We start from the raw sequence: 25881 nt of genomic DNA on the forward strand, positions 1-25881 counted from the left end.
CCCCCCCCCCCCCCCCCCCCCCCCCCCCCCGCGCCTGCACTTCATGTTGCCGGGCGACCCTCGCCCGCGACCATGCCTTCGTTGCGCCGAAAATGGCATTGTAGTATAATGCCGTGTAGATTGTATACAAGATTCACCTTTGGCCGGATGCCCGATTGGGGGTGATGTGGCATTGAGCATCGACGCGATCAGTCAGGTCCGAGCAGCGGAGCGCGAGGCTGAGGAGATCGTTCGGGAAGCATCGGAACAGGCGCGAGCCAAGGTCGCTCTGGCGGAGAACTCTGGGCGCAGGGCTCTTTCGGAGGCTGAGCAAACTGCCGCGGTTGAGGCCGCCAAGGTGGCGGAGGCATCCCGGAAGGAGATCGCGCGGAAGGCGGAAGAGACGCGCAAGGCTGTAGCGGCGCGAGAGAAGCAAGTCAAAGACACTGCGAAGGTCAAGTGGGGCATGGCGCTGACGCTCGCGGTTGAGAAGGCAGTGAAATCCGTTGGCAATCTCTGAGATGAGAAGGGTGTCAGTTATTGGGCACGAATCCCGCATCGACGAGGTCGTCCGCGTGCTTCAGCACCTTGGCGCTGTGGAAGTGAGCGAGTACGGCGAGGGCCTCGCGAGCGAGGAGAAGCCCACCATCACGTGTCCATATGATCCAACCGAACGCCTTTCGGAGCTGGACAGCATTCTCGCTGACCTCAAGTACACCATCGATATGATGGGGAAGCACCGACGCATCACAAAGTCGATTCTCGAGAACTTCACGGGTTATCGACTGTATATGACCGAGAGCGAGTGGAAGGCACAGATCAGCGACGGGGCAGACAACGTGCGCCGGCTCTGCGGCAGGGCCCGTGAGATCGAAGAGTCAATGGCGGATCTTTCTGCTCGCCGCACTCGAATTGCCTCCTCGATTGAGTTCCTAGAGCCATGGGAGGGCTTCAAGGGCGACTCCACGCAGCTCGGTCCCGGTCCTTTCGTCACTATCTCCTTGGGAACCGCTGACTCGAAGGGCATCGATTCTCGGATGGAAGCAGCGGCATCATCAGTCCCTGGCATTGCATGGGGCGCCGTCGCTGCAGAGCCCGCCCGGGCATACATGCTGGTCGCCTACCCTACCTCTGTGTCTGAGGAGGCGGCACGAGCTCTATCGGAGGCTGGATTCGCCAGAGTGAGCCTTGACCAGTGCTCCGGGAGCCCGGGTGACGAGATCAGGCGGCTTAGAGAGGAACTCGACGGTATCTCGAAGGCAAGCGATAACCTGGAGCGGGAGATCGACTCGTTAGTGGAGGAGAGGCCGCGCGCCTTCGCCCTCTACGACCACTTCTCCCTGGATCGGGCTCGTTACTACATCACGACCAAATTCGGCGGGACTGCCCGCACCTTCCTTGTGGAGGGATGGGTGCAGCAGAAGGACATGGGCCGCTTCCGTGCAGCTATTCTGCAGATCGCCGATGATATCGTGGTTCAGGACAGGCCGCCTCTAGAGGACGAGATCCCTCCAGTGGAGCTCATTAATGGGAAACTCGCACAGCCATTCGAGGTGATCACGAAGACAATGGGCTACCCAGCGCCAGGGTCCATCGACCCGACCCCGTTCCTTGCCCCTTTCTTCCTCGTGTTCTTCGGGCTGTGCATGACTGATGCCGTGTACGGACTCATCATCGCGGGAGTCGCGCTTCTGCTCATGCGCAAGATGAAAGGAAGAGGAACGCAATTCCTCAACCTGATACTAGCGTGCGGGCTCGCTACCGTCGTAGTGGGCGCGCTGCTCGGAGGCTGGCTCGGCGACCTGCCCACCAGGCTGTTTGGATGGCGTACAGCCATTCTGTTCGACCCGATGCAGTCTCCCACCACATTCCTGATCCTGTCGTTCGGGTTGGGCATAGTGCACATCTTCACCGGGCTTGGCATCAAGGCCTACGACAACGTCCGCAAGGGGCGCTGGCTGTCGGCCATATACGACCAGGGGTTCTGGGTGCTGTTCCTCGTTGGAATAGGGCTCACTCTGGGCGGCGGTTCTCTGGGCCCCGGGTTCTCCAGTGTGGCTGAAAACGCCAAGTATGCTGCCTTGGGCGGTGCGGCGGGGCTCGTGGCCACTCAAGGGAGGCATCACAAGAATCCACTTCAGCGGCTCGGAGGCGGAGTTCTATCGCTGTACGCGACAACTGGCTATATGAGCGACATTATATCCTACGCCAGGCTATTCGGCCTTGGGTTCACCAGCACAGTGCTGGCGTCGGTAATGAATGACCTGATGCTGAGGCCTGCGGGCATTCCCATAATTGGGCCGGTGATCGCAGTCATAGGGCTCGCATTCGGCCATGTGTTCAACATCCTGATCAACATCATCGGGGCGTATGTCCACTCAAGTCGTCTCCAATACGTTGAGTTCTTCGGCAAGTTCTTCGAGGCGGGCGGCCGGCGTTTCATGCCATTCGGCGCCGCTACCAAGTACGTGGATGTGGAAACCACGAAGGGGGTATAGCACATGGAGTACACACTTGGGCTAATTCTGGCGTTCATCGGGGTAGGTCTCGCGGTTATCCCTGCTGGCATCGGTTCGTCCTCGGGAGTCGGCCTTGTGGGCCGCATGGGCGCGGGCGTTATCACCGAAGACCCCGACAAGTTCGGACCGATTCTGCTGCTCCAGGCGATTCCAGGCACGCAGGGCGTATACGGGTTCCTCACGGGCCTGATGATCATGGTTCGCATAGGCGCGCTTGGCGGTGGGCTGAAGGCTCTCACTGTGAACCAGGGATTGCTGTTCCTACTTGCCGCTATCCCAGTTGGCGTCGTCTGCTGGGTGTCCGCGACATTCCAGGGCCAGGTGGCCGCGGCTGGCGTGTCTGTCGTGGCGAAGAGGCCTGAGGAAATGGGCAAGTCAGTTATTCTAGCCGCAATGGTGGAGACCTACGCGGTTCTCTCGCTCCTTGCAAGCCTCTTGCTCGTCTTCTCCATCCAGGTTTGATCGGCTGGGAGTGTGTGATGATATGGAGAACCTTGAGAGGCTGAAGGAACGGATTACCGGGGAAGCACGGGAGCAGGCCGAGAAGATCCAGGCTGATGGGGCGTCACAGGCTGCCAGAATCGCTGCTGAAGCGAAGAGCAGGGCAGACCAGTTGTACGCCCGAGCCCTGGAGAACGCCAGGAAGGCCGCAGCCGAGGAAGAGAGGCGGGCTGAGATTGCCCGCTCGCTCGATGAGCGGAATGCGATATTGCGTGCCAAAGGCGAGATGGTCGACGCGCTGCTGGCGGAGGTCCCCGGCAGGATCCATGCCCTCCCAGATCCGGATTACCTGGCCCTTATAAAGACCATGATGGTGAGGCTCGCGCCTGAAGGCGACGTTGAAGTGGTGGTTGCGACAGCCGACCGCTCCAGGATAACACCTGAACTCCTGAAGCAGGTGGGAGCTGAACTCGCAGCCAGGGGACGCAAGACCTCGCTCAGGCTATCCTCCAAAACGGAGGACATTTCCGGCGGATTCCTGCTCAAAGGCGCCGCCGTCGAGGTGGATTGCTCCCTTGACTCACTGCTGGCCTCATGCCAGGATGACCTCGCTCCGCTGGTCGCGGGGACTCTGTTCGGGAGGTAAGGACTTTGGGCTTCGACGGAAGGTTCGCGTACGCCGTCGGCAGAATCCGGGCCCTGGAGAACCGGATGATCGACCAGGCCCGGTTCAATCGGCTGATCGACTCCGAAAGCCCCGAAGAGCTTGCCCGCATACTCGGAGAGACCGAGTACGGCCAGGCGAGCGATGTGGGTCCGGGGCGCTTCGAGGAGATAATAGATGCCGAGCTGGTGCGCGTTCATGACTTGGTAGCAGGCATGTCGCCTGACCCCTTGCTCACGGGTGTTTTTCGAGCAAGGCACGATTTCCACAATGTGAAGGTGTACCTAAAGGCGCGCCTCGCGGCGCGTGATAGGGGCATAGCTGCGGAGGTAAGCTCGGCTGCTGCATCCCTTGGCTGGTTCTCTCCGGACCAGGTCGGCATCATTGTCGATCAGGTGATAGGCCGGGCAGATGAACTGCAGGAAGGCCATGGCGCGCTATTGGGCGGGGACGCTCCCGCTCGCGGAGTAGGACCTCAGCTTGGGTCTGAGCGTGGTGCTGCCCTCATAGGAAACGAGCGCGCAACGGCGGGAACGGCGCAGCTTTGGGCTGCCCTTGAAGGCTCAGCCGCCATTGCTCTATCTGCCTATAATGAGCACGGCGGCGATCCTCAGCAGATCGACATGGCTTCCGACCGTGAATCGTTCAACTACTTCTACACCGTGGCAAAGTCTCGCAATGCCGCATTCCTTGAGAGTCTGATCGCCGAGATGGCGGACCTCACGAACATACTCATATCAGTGCGGCTCAGGGCAATTGGCAAGACGGCGGAGTTCGCAGCCAACGCGTTTGTGCCCCACGGCTCATTGAGTGTGGAGTGGCTGGCGTCAGCGTATGCCGAGCCGGATGAGAAGTTCGCCATTGCCTTCAGGGCAACTCCGTACGAGAGGCTAGTTGATGAGGGCCTCGGCCAGTGGCGCGCAGGCGGATCCCTCGCGCCGTTTGAGAACCTCGTCGATTCCCACTTAGCGGCAGTGGCAGCGCGCTCGGGAGGAGTGCCAATCGGCTATGAGGTCGTGCTTGGCTATCTGCTGGCTCGTGAGGCGGAAGCCGACACACTGCGGCGCATATTCGTTGGGAAGATGAACAGGATTCCCGCAAGTGTGATCCGTGAGAGGCTGTGTGGTGCTCATGCATAAGATCGCCGTGATAGGGGACGAAGATTCCGTCCTGGGATTCCGCGCCCTTGGGGTCTCGGTGTTCCCAGTGAAAGACAGCACAGAAGCGGAGGCCGCGCTCCGCTCCGCGGCGCGTGAGGGCTTTGCCGTGATATACATTACCGAAGGCCATGCGAGCAGCATCATTGACGTGATAACTGAGTACAGCCGCAAACCGCTTCCGGTCGTTCTCACAATCCCCGATCAGGGCGGGAACAAAGGGGCGGCTCTTGAGAAACTCAGGCGGACGGTGGAGAAAGCGCTCGGCGCCGACATCCTGTTCGGGAAAGAAGGGAATGCCTGACATGGACTCCAGTAGGAACGCAGGAAAGATCATCAAGGTTTCGGGGCCTCTGGTCGTCGCCGATGGGATGGCTGGGGCCAAGATGTACGATGTCGTGCGAGTCTCCGAGAAGCGCTTGATCGGTGAGATCATCGAGATGCGAGGGGACCGCGCATCCATACAGGTCTATGAGGAGACTGCTGGCCTCGGGCCGGGAGAGCCGGTGTTCACCACTGGCGAACCTCTCTCTGTGGAGCTGGGCCCCGGGCTGATCACCTCCATCTACGATGGAATTCAGCGACCGCTTGATAGGATCAGAGAGGCCTCGGGCGACCGCATCACTCGCGGAGTCGAGGCTCCCGGGCTGGATCGCCAGCGAAAGTGGGAGTTTGTGCCAAGAGTGAAGGTCGGCGATGAGGTGGTTCCCGGCGATATCCTCGGCGTTGTGCAGGAGACTCCAGTTGTTGAGCACAGGGTCATGGCGCCTCTGGGAGTGTCGGGAAGAATTGAGTCAATCCACAAGGGGAGTGCGACCGTCACCGATGTGGTTGCCAGGGTCAAGACTGGCGACGCGCTTCACGATATCACGATGATGCAGAAGTGGCCGGTGAGGCGTGGCCGTCCTGTGGTGGAGAAGCTAACACCTGAAGAGCCCCTTATCACGGGACAGAGGGTCATCGACACATTCTTCCCGGTCGCAAAGGGCGGCACTGCATGCATACCTGGGCCTTTCGGCTCAGGCAAGACGGTCATACAGCACCAGCTTGCCAAGTGGGCGGATGCCGACATCATCGTGTACGTTGGATGCGGCGAACGCGGCAACGAGATGACCGACGTTCTCATGGAGTTTCCCGAACTGATCGACCCGAAGAGCGGCGAACCGCTTATGAAGAGGACGGTGCTGATCGCTAATACGTCAGACATGCCTGTGGCGGCCCGCGAGTCCTCGGTTTACACGGGAATCACGATCGCCGAGTACTTCCGGGACATGGGCTACAGCGTTGCCCTGATGGCCGACTCTACATCTCGATGGGCGGAGGCGCTTCGCGAGATGTCCGGACGCCTTGAGGAGATGCCCGGTGAAGAGGGATACCCAGCGTACCTAGGGTCCAGGGCCGCCGAGTTCTATGAGAGGTCAGGCCGGGTTGTGTGTATGGGTTCCGACAAGCGGCAGGGCTCGCTCACCGTCGTAGGCGCAGTTTCGCCGCCAGGCGGCGACCTGTCCGAACCTGTCACTCAGAACACGCTCAGGGTTGTGAAGGTGTTCTGGTCCCTCGATGCCAACCTGGCATATAGCCGGCACTTCCCCGCGATTGATTGGCTCACAAGCTACTCTCTGTATCTCGACAGAATCGATCAGAACTTGCGCGCGAGGCTCGGAGGCGAGTTCATGGAGATGCGGACTGAGGCCATGAAGATCCTGCAGGAGGAGTCGGAGCTGGGAGAGATCGTTAGGCTCGTGGGTGTCGATGCACTCTCAGTCCGCGACAGAATCACAATGGAGACTGCCCGGAGCATCCGCGAGGATTTCCTGCACCAGAATGCATTCGACGAGGTCGACACATACACGTCCCTGGAGAAGCAGGGGGCGATGATTCGTGTGATCCTCGCTTTTGATCACGCGTCCCGCAGGGCCGTGGAGGCCGGCGCTTCCCTTGATGACCTCCTGAAGCTTCCGATACGCAGCAGGGTGGGCCGCATGAAGTATGTCGAGGAGAGCAAGCTCGGCGAGATCCAGGCAATGGTCGAAGAGATCAGGAGTCAGGTAGGCGCCGTGTCCGATCACGGAGGTGAGGGCGTTGCTTAAGGAGTACCTAACCATCAGGGAAGTCGCGGGTCCGCTCATGCTCGTTGATCAGGTGCAGGACGTAAAATACGGCGAGCTGGTTGAGATCCTCATGCCCGCAGGCGAGATCAGGCGCGGCCGCGTTCTGGAGGCGTCGGGCTCTAACGCCTTGGTGCAGCTGTTCGAGGGTTCCGCCGGGCTTGACATTCAGTCAGCCAGAGTGCGATTCCTCGGCCACGGCATCGAGCTTGGTGTCTCCATGGAGATGCTGGGGCGCGTCTTCGACGGCCTGGGTCGCCCGCGCGACAACGGCCCGAAGATAATACCAGAGGCCAGGCTCGATACTAACGGGAGCCCGATCAACCCGTACGCCCGCGACTACCCATCGGAGTTCATACAGACAGGCATATCCGCTATCGACGGCCTGAATACTCTGGTCCGTGGGCAGAAACTCCCGATATTCTCTGCATCAGGCCTTCCACACTCGCGGATCGCGGCGCAGATAGCGAGGCAAGCGAAGGTGCTAGGCACTCAGGAGCAGTTCGCCGTGGTGTTCGGCGCAATGGGCATCACCTTTGAAGAGGCGGACTACTTCATTTCCGACTTCAAGAGGACAGGCGCCATCGAGCGCGCTGTGCTCTTCATGAACCTTGCCAACGACCCCGCCATCGAGCGAATCGCCACTCCGAGGATGGCGCTCACGGCGGCGGAGTATCTGGCATACGAGAAGGGAATGCACGTCCTGGTCATCCTCACCGACATGACCAACTACTGCGAGGCTCTTCGCGAGGTGTCGGCTGCGCGCAAGGAGGTCCCTGGGCGCCGTGGTTACCCGGGCTACCTCTACACCGACCTCGCCACCATATACGAGCGTGCCGGAAGGATCAAGGGCAAGAAGGGGTCAATCACGCAGATCCCAATTCTCACAATGCCAGAGGATGACAAGACTCACCCGATCCCGGACCTTACCGGCTACATCACTGAGGGACAGATCATGGTAAGCCGCGAGCTGCACCGCAAGGGCATATATCCTCCAATAGATGTGTTGCCGTCTCTCTCGCGTCTGAAAGACAAGGGAATCGGCGTCGGGAAGACTCGCGAGGATCATGCACCTACCATGAACCAGCTGTATGCTGCGTATGCTCGGGGTAAGGAAGCGCAGGAACTGGCGGTCATCCTTGGCGAGGCGGCGCTGTCGACGGTGGATAAGATCTTCTCGAAGTTCGCGGCCGAGTTCGAGCGACGCTACGTCGGGCAGGGAGAGAACGAGGATCGGACTATTCTGCAGACGTTGAACATCGGCTGGGATCTGCTGTCAATGCTCCCAGTCGACGAGCTGACGCGCGTGAGGGAGTCCCTCATAGAGAAGTATATGCCGAAGAAAAGCACAGACGACGCTGATTCGGTAGGGGAGTGATCTGGCGCAATGGAGGTCAGAGTCAGCCCGAACCGGATGCAGCTCCTCCGGCTGAAAAAGAGGCTAGTCGTGGCCGCTCGCGGCCACAAGCTCCTCAAGGACAAACTGGATGAGCTGATGAAGCACTTCCTTGAGCTGGTGCGAAGGGATAGGAAACTGAGGGAAGCGGTTGACCAGAAACTTGGAGACGCTTTCCGCGGTTTCCTTATTGCCCGCGGCGCGATGTCATCGAGCGCGGTGAACGCCGCCCTCATGTATCCTAAGGAGATGGTAACCCTTCGGGCTTCGCAGAGGCATGTCCTGAACGTCGAGGTCCCTTGCTTTGAGTGGAGCTTTGCAGGGCAGGAGGATAGGACGAACATCTACCCGTATGGCTTCGCCTACACGTCGCCGGAGCTGGACGCGGCCATCAGGCTGCTATCAGAGGCCATGCCGAGCCTCGTGGAACTGGCGGAAGTAGAGAAGTCGGTGGAACTGCTTGCCGACGAAATCGAGAAGACCAGGCGGCGCGTGAATGCCCTTGAGTATGTGCTCATTCCCCAGCTGGAGCAGTCGATTACGTACATCACGATGAAACTGGACGAGGCCGAGCGAGGGAACCTCACGCGGCTCATGAAGATCAAGGACATGGTCCGGGAGAGAAGCGTCTGAACCGACAGCATGGTCCGGGCGCAACCCGACTGCACGACCGTAGGCAAGCTCATAGAGATACCGACCGTGGATCCTCAGCGGGATGCCCCCGCAAGATCCGCGGTCGGCCTTTTTCGGCCCCTGCGTCGATCGTGCGCGGCTGACGGCCAACGGAGTTTCGCGTATCCTCTTAGCGTCATCGCCAGGTGGGCAGGCCCGGCGCTGGGCTGGGAGGAGCAAGCCTCTCGGTCCGGGCTGAGAGGGGGCAGCCTAGGGTTCCCGCGAATACCTGAGCGTGTTTCCCACAATACGGCATCCCATTCGAAGGGCATCCCTCAAGTGCACCATGCCATCTTTCCCAGTTGGCGGCGCCCATCGGACGAAGCTTCGACGTCACTGCCTAACACATAGCCCATCTTCGGCGCCCTTGACGGGATAGGGGCGGAAGTTCTTCCACTCGAACACGGAGTGACCAGGTTCCTCCCGGATTCGCGCGAGTCGCATACCCAACACGGTATCCAGGTGCAAGCTGGACGCGGAGCGGTCCGAAACCTTAACTCTGGAGAAGACCTCACGGAAACGCGCGCGGGCCGCCTCGGGCTTCCGGGGAGTGCTCAGGTTTGCGGCCGCCGTGTGGCTCGTCGTGATCGCCGCGGGCGTTGCTGCCAGGCCAGAGGCGTGTGCAGTGTTGCGCGCGGGCTGCAGCCGGGAGCTGCATATGGGGGGCTTCATGGCTGCGCGCCCGCGCTGCCTGACGAGGCGCGACCGGCGTGACCGAGCCCTGAGGCGATAATGTCGGCGAATCCAGCAGTGAGACGAGCTCAATGTCGATGGAATCGACGTTGAAACGCGTGTAGTGTCGATAGATCCAGCATTGAGGCCCTCCGAACGTGCGTCCGGACGGGATCGGCGACAGGGAGCGTGAGGAGATGAGATCATGGCATAATGTGGCGCGGCTGACTTGCAGCCAGACGCGTTTTCAGGGATGGGCCGGGTGCGCGATGCAGTTCACGTGTACCTCGACAGCGGGAGCCGGACTGTCAATGTCGACGAAATGGACACTGACCCCATGGTCAATGTCGAATTGAGTGGCATTTAGCTCGCGACGATGCCGGTTTGGTCGGCATTGACCGCCTGCGAGAAGACGTTGAGTTCGATGTGGTGAACGATGAGCCGGTGCATGTGGCTGATGGCGCTCGGACTCTTTCGGAATCAGAGCTGTTCCGGGATAAGATGTTCCGCGCCCTGGGAGTGTCGCCGTCCGTCTATGTTGCGGCCCCACGGAACGTTCGTTTTCCTTGAAAACCGAGCGGTTGAACGCCCAAGGGTGCTGAATATGGGGCATAGGCAAGCGCTGACGCTGGAGGCAAGCGCCGATCGTAGCAAATGTGCGAGTGTGATTTCCGCGGGGCATTGCAGCCCAGTCTACACCACTTGACGAGACGTGACCCTTTGCCGTGGGCTAGTCACCTCCGCGAAGAGCGTTCGGGCCGCGGATTTCGGGTCCAAGTGGCTCAGGGTGTGGACCCTCCAGAACCATGCTACGTACTGAAGAAGATACTTCGTGGCGACGCCGTGGAAATGACGTATCCAGTGCGCAAAGTTGAGGAGAAGCTTCAGGGCGGCTTTGGGAGCGGATTCTGGGTCGTCGGCGTATCGGTCCATCCGGCACTGGCGATTCCTCTGCTGGCTGACCCAGGTAAGCCTGACACTTGAGTCGTTGTTGGCGGGCCATATCCCGAAGCCCCGTGTGACGATGAGGTCAGCGTCGGCTTCTGTGAGACGTCTCATGGCATCTGAGAATCCTCCGTCGTGGTTTGGGGAGAGGACTGCCGCCCTCAGCCTGCCTGTGTCGCTTACTGCAAAGAGAAGTGATGCTCGGCGTGATCGAGGCAGCCGGGAAGTGATGGCCGGCATGTACATCTTCGCGTACTGTGCCTGCTCGACGGTCCACTGTGCATCGGGAGGGACTACTGAACCTTTGAAGGACCTCACGATGTTGCGCTGCCCGAGGCCGACCTGTCCGCGAAGCTCGATCTCGGAGTCTGTCTCGGATAAGACGCGGGTGACCCGATGCCGCCAGGCAAACGCAGTGTTCTTAGAGATTCCAAGCCTTTGGGTGATCTGAACAAGCGTGAGCCCTCTGATCATGAGTATGCAGAAACCCGGCCATAGCTCTCTTCTGTGAAGGCCCTCAAGTATGGTCCCAGTCAACTCGGTGAAGTATCTCCCGCATTCCCTACACCTTAGCCTCTGGGCGCCTGCCCGTCGGCCGCACCGCTTTGCTCGCATGCTTGCGCATTGCGGGCACGGAGGGGTCGTGATGTCCGCAGTCTGCGCTACAGGAGAGCAGGACCCCTCGAGTCGAGAGCCTGCACCGGCCGCTGACGCCATGTGTGCAGAGGTGTCGACTGTCAACGCCCCGGGAGTCTCCGCAGTGGGGTCCACCGTGTCGAGAGAGGAAGTGGGCGACCTCATTCGACGTTCACCTCCGAAGCTGACCTCGCCATGGCCGACACCCATATACTACCAGACAATGGAATGGAATGTCAATTCGACTCGAGACGCCGCATCATGGGAAAGACAGCAGAGGCATTTGAGAACACTCCGATACTCCGGCTGACCGATTCCTCCGCCAGGCAGCGCTGCTGGTTCTCCCGGCTCCAGTTGACGCGGCCTCCGCCCAAGCGCCATGGGGAGGCGCGGGCGAGGCCGCTATGCTCGTGATGGGGTGTGACATGTTGGTGACCTGAGGGACCCGGGGGCTGTGGCTAGGGACCCGGGGCTGTGGCTAATGAGGCCGCCAGCACGTCCGGTGAACCGTGGACTCCCGGAGCACGGATGCGGATGCCGCCTGGTGGTCCTGAGAGCGGCTCTGTGAGCGGCCTTGTGATTGGGGGATGGCTTACTTGCCTGTGGAGGCACTCTCCATCGTTCGTCGGATGACGGCGACTGCCGTCCCGGCGAGGAGCAGTATCGAACCGATCCATAGCAGCGATGCGAATGGCTTGCGACTGACCTCGACACTGATGGCGCCGGACGAATTGCCGTTGCTGTCGCTGGCAGGATTGCTTTGCACATCAGGCTCGGCTGCCTTGTCGCCCATGAGTATGATCTGGATGGTCGCTGCCCCAGCGCTTGCATCTATGCCTGAGAGGCGAAATGCGACTGGCCCGATGGGTGTGGCGATGACCGCATCATGGAAGTCCTTTCCGCTCTCTGTGAAGCCTAGAACGGGAGTCGCTGTGGCGATGGCATCGCCGCCAGGTGATGATATCTCTAGCACGGCGCCGACTGCCATCTTGGCCTCTCCGTGCGCCGTCATGTCGAACTGCATGAACCGGACTGCCAGTCCTGAGTAGGTGACGGACTGGCCTTTGGTGATGGTGAACTCCTGGGCTCTCCCTGTTGGCCGGAGTGCGCTTGGCTCTTCTTCCCCAGTAGGCGAGATGTAAATGTCCTGAACGAGGGTGGAGTGAATCGAAGGGCGCCGGATGACTCCGCTGTCGCTCTGCTGGATGGACGGCCTGGCTTCGAACTCCATGCCTGCCTTGGTCGCAGTGATCGAGTACTCCCGGCGAGGGTGGGCAGGATCTGCGCCAGGCGATGTCTCTGCTCCGGAGTAGTTGAACTCCCATCCAAACGCTGAAGCGGACGCCCCGGGTTTGAGGGTGAGGTGTACGGCCTCGCCATATGCTGACGTGGCGATTATGCCCACGAGGATGAGGGCCGCTCCCACATGGGTGGCGTACCCTCCTAGCTTGGCTATGCCCCCCTTTGCGGCCCGCACCAGTGCCATGAGGTTAGCGGCGAGCGCTAGGAAGGATGCGAACAGGAACAGGAGGAACCATGGCTGCCGAACACCGAGGAACACTGCCGCGAGCGTGAGCATGAGAGCCGCGATGCCCGGCCAGGTCATTGCCTTCTTCAGCTCTGATGTACTCGATCCGCGCCAGGCCAGAAGCGGGCAGATTCCCATAACCAATGCAATCAAGGCGCCCAGCGGCGCGTTCGTGATGTTGTAGAACGACGTGCTCACCGCGGACGGATTTCCGGTTACTCCGGTGATGAGCGGGGCCGACGTGCCAAGCAGTGTAACCCCTGCTGATGCAAGCAACAGGGTTGCCGTGAGGACGAATGCGAAGTCGCGCGAGGCGACATGGTCGAAAGGTTCGGAGTACCCTCGCTTTCTGGTCATGCTCGGCAGGCGGTATACGAACAGCGAGAAAGCCACGGCGGTGTAAAACGCCATCGCCCACACAAGCGCACTGGACAGACCTAAGTCGGAGAAGGAGTGTACCGAGAAGTCCGACAGGACGCCGCTTCTGGTGAGAAATGTGCCGTATACGATGAGAAGAAAGGTGATGAGCGAGAGCGCCACGTTCGTCCGTATCATCTTGCCGCGGGTTCGCTGCATGAGCATGGTATGGAGAAGCGCCATCCCAGTAAGCCATGGAACAAGCGAGGCGTTCTCCACAGGATCCCAGCCCCAGTACCCACCCCAACCCAATACCGCATACGCCCACTTAGCGCCTATCAGGATTCCGGCGCCCAGGAACAGCCATGCTGCAAGAGCCCACGGGAGGGCGTGTTTCACCCAGGAGGAGTAATCGTCCTCTGTGAGGGCAGCCAGCGCCCAAGCGAACGGCGCCGCCCACAGCGCATATCCCACAAATACTATCGGAGGGTGTATCACCATCCATGGGTCCTGCAGAAGTGGATTCAGGCCGACTCCATCGGGAGGCGCTGAGGCCAGCAGCGTGAATGGAGAGGCCTTCACAAGCAGAGCGAGGAGGCCTAGCTGCACCAGTGAGAAGTGCCTCATCACGTATGCCTCATGCTCGCCTGAGGTATAGGCCAGCACGAGGCTGACGATTGCCGATAGCATAGCCCATAGCAGGAATGTGCCTTCCTGCCCAGCCCAGAATCCGGATATCAGGTAGAACGCGGGAAGCTGGCGCGATGAATAGGATGCTACGTATGCCAGGCGGAAGTCGTGGTTCAGAAACGCAGCCATGAGCGCTGCCGATGATGCAAGAAGCAATGCAAGGCCGCCCCAGGCAGCGCCGCGCGCCATCAGTATCCTCGAACGGCGTACTCCGGCTTCAGGGCCACTCGCGCCTCTCCCAGATGCTGTCCAGTACAATACCAGCGTCATGAGGCTCATTATGAGCGAACCCCAGACGGCGATGCCCCATCCACTCACTTCGTCGCACCTCCCTGATACTTCGAAGGGCACTTCACGAGGATCTTCCGAGCCTCGAATACATCGCCTCGGATGAGCCCCACCACGACCACGCTCTCGGCCTGGTCGAAGTTGCTGGGAGGCGCCTCGCGGAACTCAACGCGCATCATTCGGCCATCCCGGTCGGTTAGGCGAAACCGAAAGACCCCGGTCGACACATCCGTTTCCGCACTTCCAGGGTCCACTGTTCCGGATACCTGCACCGCGCCTCCACGTGTTTCTGCCTCTGTGAATGTGACATATGGAGTGAGTGAGGTGCGGAACGCCCCGAAGGCGAAGACGGCGAAAGCGGCAACGATGATCAGTACGAGTATGAGTCGCCTCTTCACCTCTTGCTGGACCTCCCGGTGTCCCGAGTCCCACGGGCTTCTGCGGATCTATCGGGCGATGTGGAGCCTTCACACGATCCACGCTGGGAGTTCAAACGTGATTCAAGCCGCTTCACGGTCGTGTCCACGTGGACCAGGTATCCGAACACCGCGATCCATGTTACTACCGCTACTGCGGCGACAGTGTACAGAGCAGATGTCTCACTCATATGTGGGCCTCCTTGGGTACGGCAAGCCGTGCTGATATGCGCGCTACGCGAAGCCGTAGGCTGAACACCCAGGCTGCGAATCCGGTGAATCCCGCCAACGACGAAAGGAACACAAGGAGCATTCGTGCATCCATGTTGAGTTTCCCACCAGCTGAGATCACGGAGTCAGCAGGGTGGAGGGATTGGACTGCCGGTATGCGAGGCACTACGAATACTAGCACCGGGACGGTGACGAAGGCGAGTATCGAATAGGCTGCTGACAGTGATCCTCGACGCGCCGGGTCATCGACGGATGATCTGAGAGCGAAGTATGCTCCATATATCAGGAGCAGAACGAATATCGACGTCTCTCTTGGGTCCCAGTTCCAGTAAGAGCCCCACGTGGCCTTGGCGAATAGCGATCCGCTTGCAGTGGCTGCCACGCAGAAGAGCAGACCGAGCTCTGCTGCGAAAGAAGCCGCGAGATCGTCGAGGGCTGCGCGCCCCTTCAGATAGCGGACGCTGTAGATGGCGCACACGAGAAAGGCGAGCACCGTTACCCATGCCGTTGGGATATGGAAGAAGATAATGCGCGATATCTGGCCCATATCGACTGAGGCCGGCGCCCACAGGAATGCCGCCAGGATCACGACTATCATCCATACACCCAGAAACAGCCTTGCCGCCATTTTCACACCCCTGTTCTTGATACTGACTAGTCGTTCCAAACGAAATCGAAGAGGAGAAGTGAGGCTGCTATCATCAGCACACTGTAGGCCAGGAGAATTCGAATGTCGCCGGATGCCGCTCCAGCTTGTCCTCCACGCAGCGAGATGGAGGTGGAACGAATGGCAGAGGCCAAGCCTGGCAGTGAAATCGGGAACGCGAGAACCGCAAACAATGCCCCTTTGCTGTTGGCGCGGGAGATCATCGCCGCAATTATGGTGGACGATGAGGCCATGGCGATAGTGCCAAGCGCCACAGACGCGGCGAACAGGCCGGGCTGGGCAGGCCGTATATCCATAAGCAGCAGAAACAGGGGCGCCGCGATTACTCCCGCCGCCGCTTGAATGACTATGTTGAATAGGAGCTTCCCGATGTAAACCGAATCGGAGGAGGCAGCGAGCCTCAGGGCCATTACAGTATGGGACTCTTCCTCCTTTACGAAAGACCTTGACAGGCCCGACATGGCGGAGAAGAACAGCACGATCCAGAGAAACGCCCCCTGAGCATCTGCGTCGAGGGAGTAGGGGCTAACGGAGAAACTCACTACTGCAAGTGAGGTAATGGCGAAGAGCAGCAGCGACGAAATGGCATGTCTGGTCCTGAACTCCGATCGTAGATCCTTCGAGAGGACTGCTAGGGCCTCACGAACCGAGTGAGATGACGAGGTCACCTAGCTGCACCTCCTCAGGCTCGTTGGTCGCGATGGCAATGCATTTCGATGGCCTCAGGGATTCGATGACGCTATGGATCAGCGCAACTCCACGGGCATCCAGATTCGCCGTGGGCTCGTCGAGGAGTAGAAGTGGAGGGTCGTGCAGGAGCGCATAGGCGTACTTGAGCCGCTGCTTCATCCCTGATGAGTATGATCCAACGAGGTCGGCGCCCCTGCCATCGAGCTGAAAGCGGGTGAGTATGCCCGAGATGGCCTCGCGGGAGGCGCCGTGTCCACGGACCTGCGAAAAGAACATGAGATTCTCCTCTGCGGAGAGCTCATCATATAGAGTCAGGTCGGGGGAGACTAGGCCTATGCAGCGCCTCCACGCGCCGGCGTCGATGTTGACCCCGCCAAGCCGGCATGCTGCTTTTCCGCTGGACGGCCTCATTAGCCTGGCGGCGATCTTCACCAGTGTGGACTTGCCCGATCCATTCGGGCCGGAGATCACCATGACCTGACCTGTTCGGGCTGTCGCTGTCACGGCTTCGAGGACGCGGCGCTCCCCGAAAGACCTTGACACAGATGAGAATTCGAGCTCAAACAGGCTCGAGTCGTGCTTGTTCAATACCCCAACCCCCGACAGTTGCAGCCCCGCCTGCTCAGTGCTTGGCATCCGACGAATTCAATTATACCGTTCAGCGGTATACGTGTAAACCTGAGCAAGCTGCTGGAGTGCGGGAAGGATTTTGGGAGGGAACCGAGGAATACTGCGCGCAAAGGCTAGGTGAGGTCGTAGTGATACAGAACATTATGGACAGTGTGAGGAGCAGTATCAGAGGATCAGTTGAGGCGGCAATTGGGCGACTTCGGGAATTGGGCGAACTGCCGCCGGAGGCGGCGCCTAGTGTGCTGCTTGAGGTGCCGAAGGACACGAAATTCGGGGAGTTTGCCACTCCCGTCGCTATGCTTCTGGCCAAACCCGCAAGGAAGGCGCCTCGGGATATTGCAGCCCTAATAGTGCGGGAACTCATGGGTGCGGAGAATCGCGGCTACATCGAGTCGGCCGAGATCGCCGGACCTGGTTTCATAAACTTCACGCTGTCGCGAAGGTGGCTTTCTGAGGCTGTGGAACTCATCAGAACTATGGGCGCCAAGTATGGGGAAAGTGACTATGGTCAGGGTGAGAAGGTGCTTGTGGAGTTCGTGTCAGCCAACCCGGTCGGCCCCCTCAACGTGGTGAACGCGCGTGCTGCTGCTGTTGGCGACAGTTTGGTAAGGCTTCTTCGTGCTGCCGGCTATTCGGCATCAAGCGAGTTCTACGTGAACGACGCAGGCAATCAGGTGGGGGTGCTCACTGAGTCGGTATACGCCAGGTACATGGAACTGACTGGAGTTGACTGCCCATTCCCAGAGGATGGGTACAGAGGCGAGTACGTCCGCGATGTTGCCAGGGCCGCCGCTCGGGAGGCGGGCGCGAGGCTCTCGGCGATGAGCCCGGAGCAGGCCCGTGAATTCCTGAGAGAGTTCGCCCTCTCCTACATGCTTCGCTCGCAGAGCGAAGCCCTTGCCAGATACGGAGTGAGGTTCGATAGATGGTTCTCAGAACGTGAGCTCAGGGCGACTGGAGCAGTGGAGACGATGCTTCAGGAGATGGAGGCGGCGGGCAATACTTACCAGGCAGAGGGGGCCACGTGGTTCCGCTCAAGTGCGTTCGGAGATGACAAAGACCGTGTGCTGGTCAAGAGCGATGGGTTCTACACATATGTTGCGCCGGATCTTGCTTACCATAGAGACAAGATCGCGCGTGGATTCGTCAAGCTTATCGACATACTCGGCCCTGACCATCACGGATACGAAGGGCGGATGCAGGCTGGACTGAAATCATTCGGCTGTCCTGACGGAACCCTCGAAGTCATTATCCTGCAGTTGGTCACGTTGATGCGGGAAGGCCAGCCGGTGAAGATGTCGAAGCGCGCCGGGGAGTTCATCACTATCGATGATTTGCTAGAGGAAGTCCCGTCCGATGCAGCGCGCTACTTCTTCATCATGCGCAACACCTCGTCCCATCTGGAATTCGACCTCGACCTCGCCCGGGCGCAGACGATGGACAACCCGGTGTGGTACATCCAGTACGCGCATGCCAGGGCGTGCAGCATCTTCCGGCAGGCGGAATCCACCGGCATCGAGGACCGCTCGTGGAACGAGGCTGACCTATCCCTGCTCGCATCGCCCCGTGAGGAGGAACTCATTCGCAAGATGGCGGCCTTCCCAGATGAAGTGCTTGGCGCGGCGATTGAGCGTGCCCCCAGCAGAATCGCAAGGTATGCGCTCGAGCTCGCTGGATTGTTTCAGTCGTTCTACACTGATTGCCGGGTGATCGGTGAAGACGACGGGCTCACCAGGTCCCGACTCGCGCTGGTGGATGCGGCCAGGACCGTACTGGCCTCAGTGTTGCATGTAATGGGCGTAGGCGCCCCCGAAAGGATGTAGGCAGGTGCAGAGGTATTCGCCGGCTGGAGCGGTTGCGGTTGTGGGCAGGAGCTTGGCGCTCGCCTACGAGAAGATGGGTGTGGTGATGCTCGCGAGCATCGCTTTGTACTTCGCTGCGCTTGCGACATTCTTTGCAGTCCAATTCAGCGTGTGGGGGTTCGGCCTGGTTGTGGTGCTGGTCGGTCCTCTGTGGGGAGGGCTCATGTACGTTGGCAACCTCCTTGCCCACAAGGAAGACGCAGGGCTCGCGGATTTCGTCCGAGGGTATGCCAGATTCTGGCTCAGATCTGCGGCCATCGCAGGGCTGCAAGTTGCCGTGGGAATCGTCCTGTATGTGGACATCCAGGCAATCATGGCCTCCAAGGTGGAATGGCTGAGGTATCTCGCCGGGGTGTGGGCGTACCTCGCCATCTTCGCTGGGCTTGTGTTCATGTATGCGTGTGGAGTGATGGCGGAGCAAGACGTGGGCCTGCGAAAGGCGATCCGCAGGTCGGTGATTCTCATACTGGACAACCTCGCCTTCACTCTAACGATAGGCGTGTTCGAGGTCGTCATTATTGCTCTGGGCGCACTTCCTACGATCGGGATGATTGCCGGGTTCAAAGCGGCAGGCTACTTCATGATCCTTGGGCTTACTGTTGTGGGGGGCATGAACGCGATATACCTCAACCTCGCGGCCGCCCGTGTGCTCGCACGGTACGATGCCGGGAGAGTGAGTGACCGCGAGAAGCTCGAGCGAGAGCTTCAGGAAGAGCAAAGGAGATGACTGGGTATGGATGAACACATAGACATCACCTGGTTCGGCCACTCCTGCTTCCTCCTTGCTGCCAGTGGAGGCGTGAGGATCCTCATGGATCCGTTCGACGAGGAGGTGGGCTATGCTGTCCCGAGGGTTTCGGCTGACCTGGTTACGGTGAGCCACGACCATTTCGACCACAACAACACGAAGGCAGCTGTGGGCACGCCGAAGGTCCTCCGCGGGGCTGGGGAGTGGAACGTGGGCGGAGTGCGAATCAGGGGAGTGAGCACGCACCATGATGACGTTGGGGGCGCTAAGCGGGGGCCGAATACGGTGTTCGTCATCGAGTCGGACGGACTCGTCGTATGCCACATGGGCGACATAGGGCACGTCCCCTGCGACGACGTGGCTTCGGACATAGGAGAGGTGGATGTGCTGATGGTTCCGGTGGGCGGCACATACACACTGGATGCGGATGGCGCCGCCGCGGCTGCGAAGAAGCTTTCAGCTCGGATCGTGATCCCGATGCATTACTGGACTGCCGGCAGCAGTGTTAAAGTGGCAGGCGTCGAGCCTTTTCTTGCGAAGATGGCCAGCGTTTCCGTGGCCTCCAACCGCGTGCTTCGCGTTACGCCATCGGAACTTCCAGACAAGCAGACTGCAGTTGTTCTCAGCTTCTAACAAAGAGTGTCGACGACTGGCTTGGCGACCCGATTGGCGGTCCAAGGCGGCCGGCAGCCCGGCGGCCCGAGGCGGGTTGTGTTGCGATTATGGTAGTGGTATAATACCAACTCGGTTAGGGGGGTGTCCTCAACCGGGGAGGAAGCTAAGTGGCTAAATACGTGTTTGTCACGGGTGGAGTAGTATCAGGCCTGGGGAAAGGCATCACGGCGGCGTCCATAGGGAGGCTGCTCAAGGCCAGGGGGGTGCGGGTCAAGGTTCTGAAATTCGACCCATACATCAATGTCGACCCAGGCACGATGAGCCCATACCAGCATGGAGAGGTCTTCGTCACTGAAGACGGCGCAGAGACCGACCTAGACCTTGGCCATTACGAGCGGTTCATGGACATCAACGTCACCCGCGATAACAATGTCACCACCGGCACCATCTACTCAGCCGTCCTCGCCAAGGAGAGACATGGCGACTACCTTGGAGGCACCGTCCAAGTCATCCCCCATATCACCAACGAGATCAAGGAACGTGTCATAAAGATTGGACAACACGACGCTGATGTTGTCATTGTTGAAGTGGGAGGCACCGTTGGCGACATCGAGGGCCTCCCATTTCTTGAGGCCGCCCGACAGCTCAGAACAGAGGCTGGCCGCGACAATGTAATGTACGTTCACGTGACGCTGGTTCCATACCTCCCCTCATCAGGTGAATTCAAGACCAAACCGACACAGCACTCTGTGAAGGAACTCCGCAGCATCGGCCTGCAGCCCGACGTGATCGTCGCCAGATCTGACCGTCCTCTCCCGCCAGACATCAAGAGCAAGATTGCGCTATTCTGTGACGTCGCGCCTGAAGCCGTGGTGTTCAATCCAGACGCAAACTCCATCTATGAGGTTCCTCTCATTCTCGAGCAGGAGGGCCTAGATAGGATAGTGATCAATCGGCTCGGGCTGTCTTGCCCGGTGGATGGGCCTGACATGCAGGATTGGCGCGCCATGGTCGCGAAGCTCAAGGGCTCGCGCCGGACGGTGCGAATTGCGATCGTGGGCAAGTACGTGGCACTGCCTGATGCATATCTGAGCGTTGCTGAGGCGCTGCGTCACGCGGGGATCGAGAATGGCGCTCAGATCGCAGTTCAATGGGTTGATTCCGAAACGCTTTGCGATGCGCAGTCTACTGCTTCCGCGCTTTCTTCCGCCGATGGCGTGCTCATTCCGGGCGGATTCGGCCCTCGCGGGGTGAATGGCAAGATCTTTGCCGCGGAGTATGCCAGAGTGAATAGAGTCCCGTTCCTTGGACTTTGCCTGGGAATGCAGTGTGCGGTGATCGAGTTTGCAAGGAATGTTTGTGGGCTAGGTGGGGCGAATAGCACTGAGTTCGATGAAGACACGCCGCATCCGGTCATCCATCTCATGCCGGATCAGCGCGATCTGAAGCGCAAGGGTGGGACTATGAGGCTTGGCCTGTATCCGTGCGCAGTCACGCCTGATTCAGTCGCTTTCGCAGCCTACGGTGAACTCCTGATTCACGAGCGGCACAGACACAGATACGAGATTAACAACGATTACGTCAAGATCATGACTGACCACGGGCTCAGGTTCTCGGGGGCTAATCCTGGCCGTAACCTCGTAGAGATGTGCGAACTACCTAGTCACCCCTGGTTTGTGGGGACGCAGTTCCATCCAGAGTTCAAATCGAGGCCTGGTCGACCCCATCCGCTATTTCGAGAATTCGTCGCCAAGTCTCTGGAATTCGCGAAATCGAGATAACTCCAGCCCAGCGACTGGATGCACTGAGGAATGAAACCGTCGGTCGTGGAAATAATTGTACGGGCGGCCTTTGGGCCAGAGGATTTCCCACGCCGACGGCGAATACCGGTTATGCAGCGTTTCATTATCCCTCGGCTGCGATAGCACTTCAGGCAGCCCTCATCTGATCATGAATGCGCCCAGTCATATGCCTTCACAGTGCGCTTTCGTCGCGACCAGCCTGATACGCGGGTCATTTCTGCGTACATCTGCGCCCATTTGCCCCGAAAGGAAGATGCCTTAGTAATGAACATCGCGGAGCTAGAGAAGAAAACCGTGCCCGAACTGCACGACATCGCCAAGGAATTGGCGATCCCTAACCACTCCCAGTTGCGCAAACAGGAGCTTACCTTCGAGATTGTGAAGATCGCCTCTCAGAAGGAGGGAGCGTTGTGGGCCGACGGGATACTCGAGGTGCTCCCAGAGGGCTTCGGCTTTCTTCGCGTGGGCGGTATGACCCCGAGCTCGGATGACATCTACATATCCCCATCGCAGATACGCAGGTTCGTGCTGCGAAAGGGCGACATGGTCTCCGGGCAGGTGAGGCCGCCCAAGGAGGGCGAGAAGTACTTCGCGCTTCTTCGTGTAGAGGCTGTTAATGGCATGGATCCGGAACTGGCGGCGAGGCGCTCGCACTTCGAGGATCTCGTCCCCGTCTATCCGGATGAGCGGCTGAAGCTGGAGAGCGACCCGAAGGACATCACGACTCGACTCATCGACCTGATTGCCCCCATAGGCAAAGGGCAGAGGGGGCTCATCGTTTCGGCGCCTAAGGCGGGCAAGACCACGATATTGAAGAAGCTCGCCAACGCCATGACTGGGAACCACCCGGAGATCAACCTGTTGGTCCTGCTTGTTGACGAGAGGCCTGAGGAAGTGACCGACATGGAGAGATCGGTGAATGGAATGGTGGTGGCATCCACCTTCGATCAGCCATCGTCGAACCATGTGCGTGTGGCCGATATGGTCCTTGAGCGCGCGAAGCGCCTCACGGAACACGGCAAGGACGTGGTGATCCTGTTGGACTCTATCACCAGACTCGCCCGTGCCTATAACCTTGAGGAACCACCCTCTGGGCGGACGCTTTCCGGCGGAGTGGATCCAGCGGCGCTTCACAACCCCAAGAGATTCTTCGGGGCAGCAAGGAATATTGAAGAGGGCGGAAGCCTTACGATAATAGCGACGGCGCTCATCGACACAGGCAGCCGAATGGACGATGTTATCTTTGAGGAGTTCAAGGGCACTGGCAACATGGAGCTCCACCTCGATAGGAAGCTGTCGGAGCGGCGCATATTCCCGTCGATTGATGTGAACAAGTCGGGAACACGCAAAGACGAGTTGCTCCTTTCCGAGGAGGAGGCGAACTGCATGTGGGTATTGCGGAAGGCAATGGGGAACATGGGATCTGCGGAGATGACCCAGCTGCTCATCGACAGAATTCAGCACACGAAGACCAACGCCGATCTGATCAGTATCATCCTCAAGTCGGAGTTCGCGGAGAACGTAAGGAATTGGCGGACCTCAAACTAGAGACTGCAGGTTGGAGATGGGCTCCGCGAAGAGCATCGAGTGCGGTTGCTCACCAGGGTGGGCGCGTTTTGCAGATTCTGGCGCAAAGATCCGTGGTCGTATTGGATGATCAGTGGTATAATGTACAATCAATGGACCACAGGCTTCGATCTTGAGCATATGGGGGGAGATTGTTGCGACGAAGAGGATTCGTTTCCGCGGTGTGCGCTGTGGCCGTATCGATTTCATCGGCGATGTGCTCGGGGGCGGCAACTGGCGCCCAGGGCAGGTTGTCCTTTACTGAGGCGCATATCCGGCGCACGCCGGCTTTTGGGATCCTGAAGAGCATTGCCGAGAGGAGCTGGACCATATTCCTTGCCACTTTCGGCGCCAGTGTCGAGACAATATCGGCGTGGGAGGGCGGGATCCTGGAACGTCCCGCACCGGCGGCTCGCCCAAGTGATCCTGTGGTTGCTCTGAGAACGCAGAGCGCGAAAGCGATTCCTACCGCCAAGGCCGCATCAATAGCGAGGGCGAGCAGCCCAAGCAGCGGCAAGGCAGAATCGCCTGCACAAGCAGGCATCAGAATAATCACCCACACTGTCGCGAAGGGCGACACACTTTCGTCGATAGCCGAGAGGCACTCTGTCAGCGTTGACACAATCACCTGGGGAAGTGGGCTTTCCAATCCGAACAAGCTCAAGATCGGCCAGGTGCTCAAGTTCCCCTCAATCACAGGGGTCATTCATAGTGTGGCCAAGGGCGAGACGATATGGTCGATCGCCAAGAAATACGGGGTCAGCCGTGATGAGATCGCCCGGGCCAATGCGCTCTCCAACCCAGACCACCTGCAGCTCAAACAATCTTTGGTAATTCCAGATGGAAAGCCGCAGGCATCATCGAAGCAGCCAGTGATGCTCGCATCGAGAGGATCTTCAGGCTCGCGTTCCATCCCCGCAAGTTCGGGGAGCGGAGTCCTATTATGGCCTGTATCGGGGAGAATATCGTCGCCCTTCGGGTGGCGTTGGGGGCGCCTCCATACCGGCATCGACATTGCGGTTCCGATAGGAACATCTGTGGCAGCTGCGGCTGATGGACGCGTCAGCTTCGTAGGCACATGTGCCGGGTATGGGAAGCTCGTCATATTGGATCACGGCAATGGGATGCAGACTTACTACGCACACAACTCCTCCATGGCGGTGAAGGAGGGGGAGCGCGTAGAGGCAGGCGAGCGAATAGCGAAGTCCGGCAACTCCGGGAACTCCCGTGGACCTCATGTGCACTTCGAAGTGAGAGTCGGCGGAAAGCCAGTGAACCCTTCAAAGCATCTCAGGTAGGAGACGAGACTCTGCATGTTGTCTGTTGCCGCATGCGACCATGCTGGGCGCGTATTTCCACACAACAAACGGCTCGCGGTCGGACGTGCGGGAAACGTGTTCTTCGAGCTTTCCGAGGCTGACATGCTCCCTCTTCCAGAGGGAGCAACTCTAATGCGCCTTCCGGGGCGAACGCCAGTCGGGATCAACAGCTCAACCGGCGCGTTCGTCGAGTCCGGCCCAGGTGAACCGCTAGCAGCCATTCTTCCTCAGGGATATACTCGAACTTACCTGCCAGCCTACACACGGCAAGACGGCGCGCCTATCCTGCCGCTTTTCGGCTACTGCGCAGTGGCTCTATCAGGCGATGAACTGATGGTCGCCGCGATGCGCACCGATGAACGCAGCACATGGGATCCAATCAACTACAACCTTCCGGAACTCCCGGCGATGATCCACGCTGCTCTGGCATCTCTGCCGGAGAACAGAATCCTCCGCCATCTGGCCAGGTGCGCCAGGGAGTACGGGTGCTTTACGGCGCAGAATGTGTTCTATAGGCGTTGGGAGGGGGGAATACCAGTATCTCCGACCTGCAATGCCGACTGCGTTGGCTGCATCTCTAAGCAGTCGTCGGAGTGCTGCCCGTCTCCGCAGGAGAGGATTGACTTCGTCCCCACTGTAGACGAGGTGGTGGAGGTTGCCCTTCCGCACCTTCAGGAGGCGCCAGACGCTATCATCAGTTTTGGGCAGGGTTGTGAGGGAGAGCCAACCTGCCAGTATGGCGTGATCGCCGAATCATGCCGACGAATCAGGCAACACACCGGTGAAGGAACAATCAACGTGAACACCAATGCCGGAAACGTGAGGGCGATAGCAGAGATATGCGATGCTGGAGTGGATTCCCTTCGAGTGAGCATGGCGAGCGCCCGACCTCAGTTCTATGTCAGATACCACAGGCCTACCGGATATGGCCTTTCCGATGTTGAGAGATCGATTGTCCATGCGCGCTCGCGCGGGGTGTTCGTTTCCCTCAACTACCTGGCGTTCCCTGGGTTCTCTGATCTCGAACCTGAGGTCAATGCCCTCTCAGCACTGGTGGAACGGTGCGGGGTCCAGATGATCCAGATCCGAAACCTCAACATCGATCCAGATGTCTTCATGCAGACTATGTCAGGCCAGCTCGGCGAAGCCGGAGGAGGCGGACATGAAGCGAGTTCATGGGGCGAGCCTGCTGGGATGGCTCAGGTGATTTCCTACCTTCACAATTCCTTTCCAGACCTTTTCATAGGCAACTTCAGCATGCCTGTACACGGCTAAGCTCTTCT

General features: G+C 59.4%; 24 protein-coding genes. 17 read left to right on the top strand and 7 right to left on the bottom strand.

The window, feature by feature from the left end:
* Nucleotides 1-172: 172 nt before the first annotated feature.
* The 10 genes from VB144_07725 to VB144_07770 all read left to right on the top strand — a co-directional run bounded on the left by VB144_07725 (nucleotide 173) and on the right by VB144_07770 (nucleotide 10178).
* Complete coding sequence (locus VB144_07725) at nucleotides 173-499, top strand: hypothetical protein (protein MEA4883527.1); 327 nt, start codon at nucleotides 173-175, stop codon at nucleotides 497-499.
* A complete protein-coding gene (locus VB144_07730) occupies nucleotides 486-2477 on the top strand; it encodes a V-type ATP synthase subunit I (GenBank protein MEA4883528.1) in 1992 nt (663 codons plus the stop codon). The genes VB144_07725 and VB144_07730 overlap by 14 nt, the downstream gene beginning before the upstream one ends.
* Before the next feature lie 3 nt (nucleotides 2478-2480).
* Nucleotides 2481-2960, top strand: coding sequence for a V-type ATP synthase subunit K (locus VB144_07735; GenBank protein ID MEA4883529.1), 480 nt, complete (start codon nucleotides 2481-2483; stop codon nucleotides 2958-2960).
* Between the two features lie 22 nt (nucleotides 2961-2982).
* Entirely contained in the window at nucleotides 2983-3585 is a 603-nt protein-coding gene (locus VB144_07740; GenBank protein MEA4883530.1) for a V-type ATP synthase subunit E, read from the top strand.
* A 5-nt stretch (nucleotides 3586-3590) separates the two neighbouring features.
* On the top strand, nucleotides 3591-4742 hold the full coding sequence (locus VB144_07745; protein ID MEA4883531.1) for a V-type ATPase subunit: 1152 nt from the start codon (nucleotides 3591-3593) through the stop codon (nucleotides 4740-4742).
* Complete coding sequence (locus VB144_07750) at nucleotides 4735-5064, top strand: V-type ATP synthase subunit F (GenBank protein ID MEA4883532.1); 330 nt, start codon at nucleotides 4735-4737, stop codon at nucleotides 5062-5064. The genes VB144_07745 and VB144_07750 overlap by 8 nt, the downstream gene beginning before the upstream one ends.
* Nucleotide 5065: 1 nt before the next feature.
* Complete coding sequence (locus VB144_07755; protein MEA4883533.1) at nucleotides 5066-6850, top strand: V-type ATP synthase subunit A; 1785 nt, start codon at nucleotides 5066-5068, stop codon at nucleotides 6848-6850.
* Complete coding sequence (locus VB144_07760; protein ID MEA4883534.1) at nucleotides 6843-8246, top strand: V-type ATP synthase subunit B; 1404 nt, start codon at nucleotides 6843-6845, stop codon at nucleotides 8244-8246. The genes VB144_07755 and VB144_07760 overlap by 8 nt, the downstream gene beginning before the upstream one ends.
* 9 nt (nucleotides 8247-8255) lie before the next feature.
* Nucleotides 8256-8897, top strand: coding sequence for a V-type ATP synthase subunit D (locus VB144_07765; protein ID MEA4883535.1), 642 nt, complete (start codon nucleotides 8256-8258; stop codon nucleotides 8895-8897).
* A gap of 1095 nt (nucleotides 8898-9992) precedes the next feature.
* The gene (locus VB144_07770) at nucleotides 9993-10178 is read left to right on the top strand and encodes a hypothetical protein (GenBank protein MEA4883536.1); all 186 of its coding nucleotides are present in this window, start codon (nucleotides 9993-9995) and stop codon (nucleotides 10176-10178) included.
* A 123-nt stretch (nucleotides 10179-10301) separates the two neighbouring features.
* Here the strand turns inward: VB144_07770 and VB144_07775 are convergent, their stop codons facing one another.
* The 7 genes from VB144_07775 to VB144_07805 form a co-directional block, all read right to left on the bottom strand.
* A complete protein-coding gene (locus VB144_07775) occupies nucleotides 10302-11354 on the bottom strand; it encodes a hypothetical protein (protein ID MEA4883537.1) in 1053 nt (350 codons plus the stop codon).
* 427 nt (nucleotides 11355-11781) lie between these two features.
* Nucleotides 11782-14082: a cytochrome c biogenesis protein CcsA gene (gene ccsA / locus VB144_07780; protein MEA4883538.1), complete on the bottom strand. Its 2301-nt coding sequence runs from the start codon at nucleotides 14080-14082 to the stop codon at nucleotides 11782-11784.
* Nucleotides 14079-14450 carry a cytochrome c maturation protein CcmE gene (locus VB144_07785; GenBank protein MEA4883539.1) on the bottom strand — a complete coding sequence of 124 codons (372 nt, stop codon included), beginning with the start codon at nucleotides 14448-14450 and terminating at the stop codon, nucleotides 14079-14081. The genes ccsA and VB144_07785 overlap by 4 nt, the downstream gene beginning before the upstream one ends.
* Nucleotides 14447-14659, bottom strand: a complete 213-nt coding sequence (locus VB144_07790; GenBank protein ID MEA4883540.1) for a CcmD family protein — start codon at nucleotides 14657-14659, stop codon at nucleotides 14447-14449. Before VB144_07790 ends, VB144_07785 begins: the two co-directional genes overlap by 4 nt.
* On the bottom strand, nucleotides 14656-15366 hold the full coding sequence (locus tag VB144_07795) for a cytochrome c biogenesis protein (GenBank protein MEA4883541.1): 711 nt from the start codon (nucleotides 15364-15366) through the stop codon (nucleotides 14656-14658). The genes VB144_07790 and VB144_07795 overlap by 4 nt, the downstream gene beginning before the upstream one ends.
* Nucleotides 15354-16034 carry a heme exporter protein CcmB gene (locus tag VB144_07800; protein ID MEA4883542.1) on the bottom strand — a complete coding sequence of 227 codons (681 nt, stop codon included), beginning with the start codon at nucleotides 16032-16034 and terminating at the stop codon, nucleotides 15354-15356. The genes VB144_07795 and VB144_07800 overlap by 13 nt, the downstream gene beginning before the upstream one ends.
* Nucleotides 16006-16644, bottom strand: coding sequence for an ATP-binding cassette domain-containing protein (locus tag VB144_07805; GenBank protein MEA4883543.1), 639 nt, complete (start codon nucleotides 16642-16644; stop codon nucleotides 16006-16008). The genes VB144_07800 and VB144_07805 overlap by 29 nt, the downstream gene beginning before the upstream one ends.
* Nucleotides 16645-16814: 170 nt before the next feature.
* Between VB144_07805 and argS the strand changes: the two genes are divergently transcribed.
* From argS to VB144_07840, 7 genes are all read left to right on the top strand, one after another.
* Complete coding sequence (argS, locus tag VB144_07810) at nucleotides 16815-18509, top strand: arginine--tRNA ligase (GenBank protein ID MEA4883544.1); 1695 nt, start codon at nucleotides 16815-16817, stop codon at nucleotides 18507-18509.
* 4 nt (nucleotides 18510-18513) lie between these two features.
* A complete protein-coding gene (locus tag VB144_07815) occupies nucleotides 18514-19275 on the top strand; it encodes a hypothetical protein (GenBank protein MEA4883545.1) in 762 nt (253 codons plus the stop codon).
* Between the two features lie 6 nt (nucleotides 19276-19281).
* A complete protein-coding gene (locus VB144_07820; protein ID MEA4883546.1) occupies nucleotides 19282-19929 on the top strand; it encodes an MBL fold metallo-hydrolase in 648 nt (215 codons plus the stop codon).
* A 149-nt stretch (nucleotides 19930-20078) separates the two neighbouring features.
* Nucleotides 20079-21692 carry a CTP synthase gene (locus VB144_07825; GenBank protein MEA4883547.1) on the top strand — a complete coding sequence of 538 codons (1614 nt, stop codon included), beginning with the start codon at nucleotides 20079-20081 and terminating at the stop codon, nucleotides 21690-21692.
* A gap of 285 nt (nucleotides 21693-21977) precedes the next feature.
* Nucleotides 21978-23261 (top strand): transcription termination factor Rho, encoded by a 1284-nt coding sequence (gene rho, locus VB144_07830; GenBank protein MEA4883548.1) that lies wholly within the window; start codon nucleotides 21978-21980, stop codon nucleotides 23259-23261.
* Nucleotides 23262-23434: 173 nt separating this feature from the next.
* Entirely contained in the window at nucleotides 23435-24577 is a 1143-nt protein-coding gene (locus tag VB144_07835) for a peptidoglycan DD-metalloendopeptidase family protein (GenBank protein MEA4883549.1), read from the top strand.
* 15 nt (nucleotides 24578-24592) lie between these two features.
* Nucleotides 24593-25873: a radical SAM protein gene (locus tag VB144_07840; GenBank protein MEA4883550.1), complete on the top strand. Its 1281-nt coding sequence runs from the start codon at nucleotides 24593-24595 to the stop codon at nucleotides 25871-25873.
* The last annotated feature ends 8 nt before the right edge of the window (nucleotides 25874-25881 follow it).

Source organism: Clostridia bacterium (assembly GCA_034926675.1).
Taxonomy (GTDB): Bacteria; Bacillota; DTU025; order DTU025; family DTU025; genus JAYFQW01.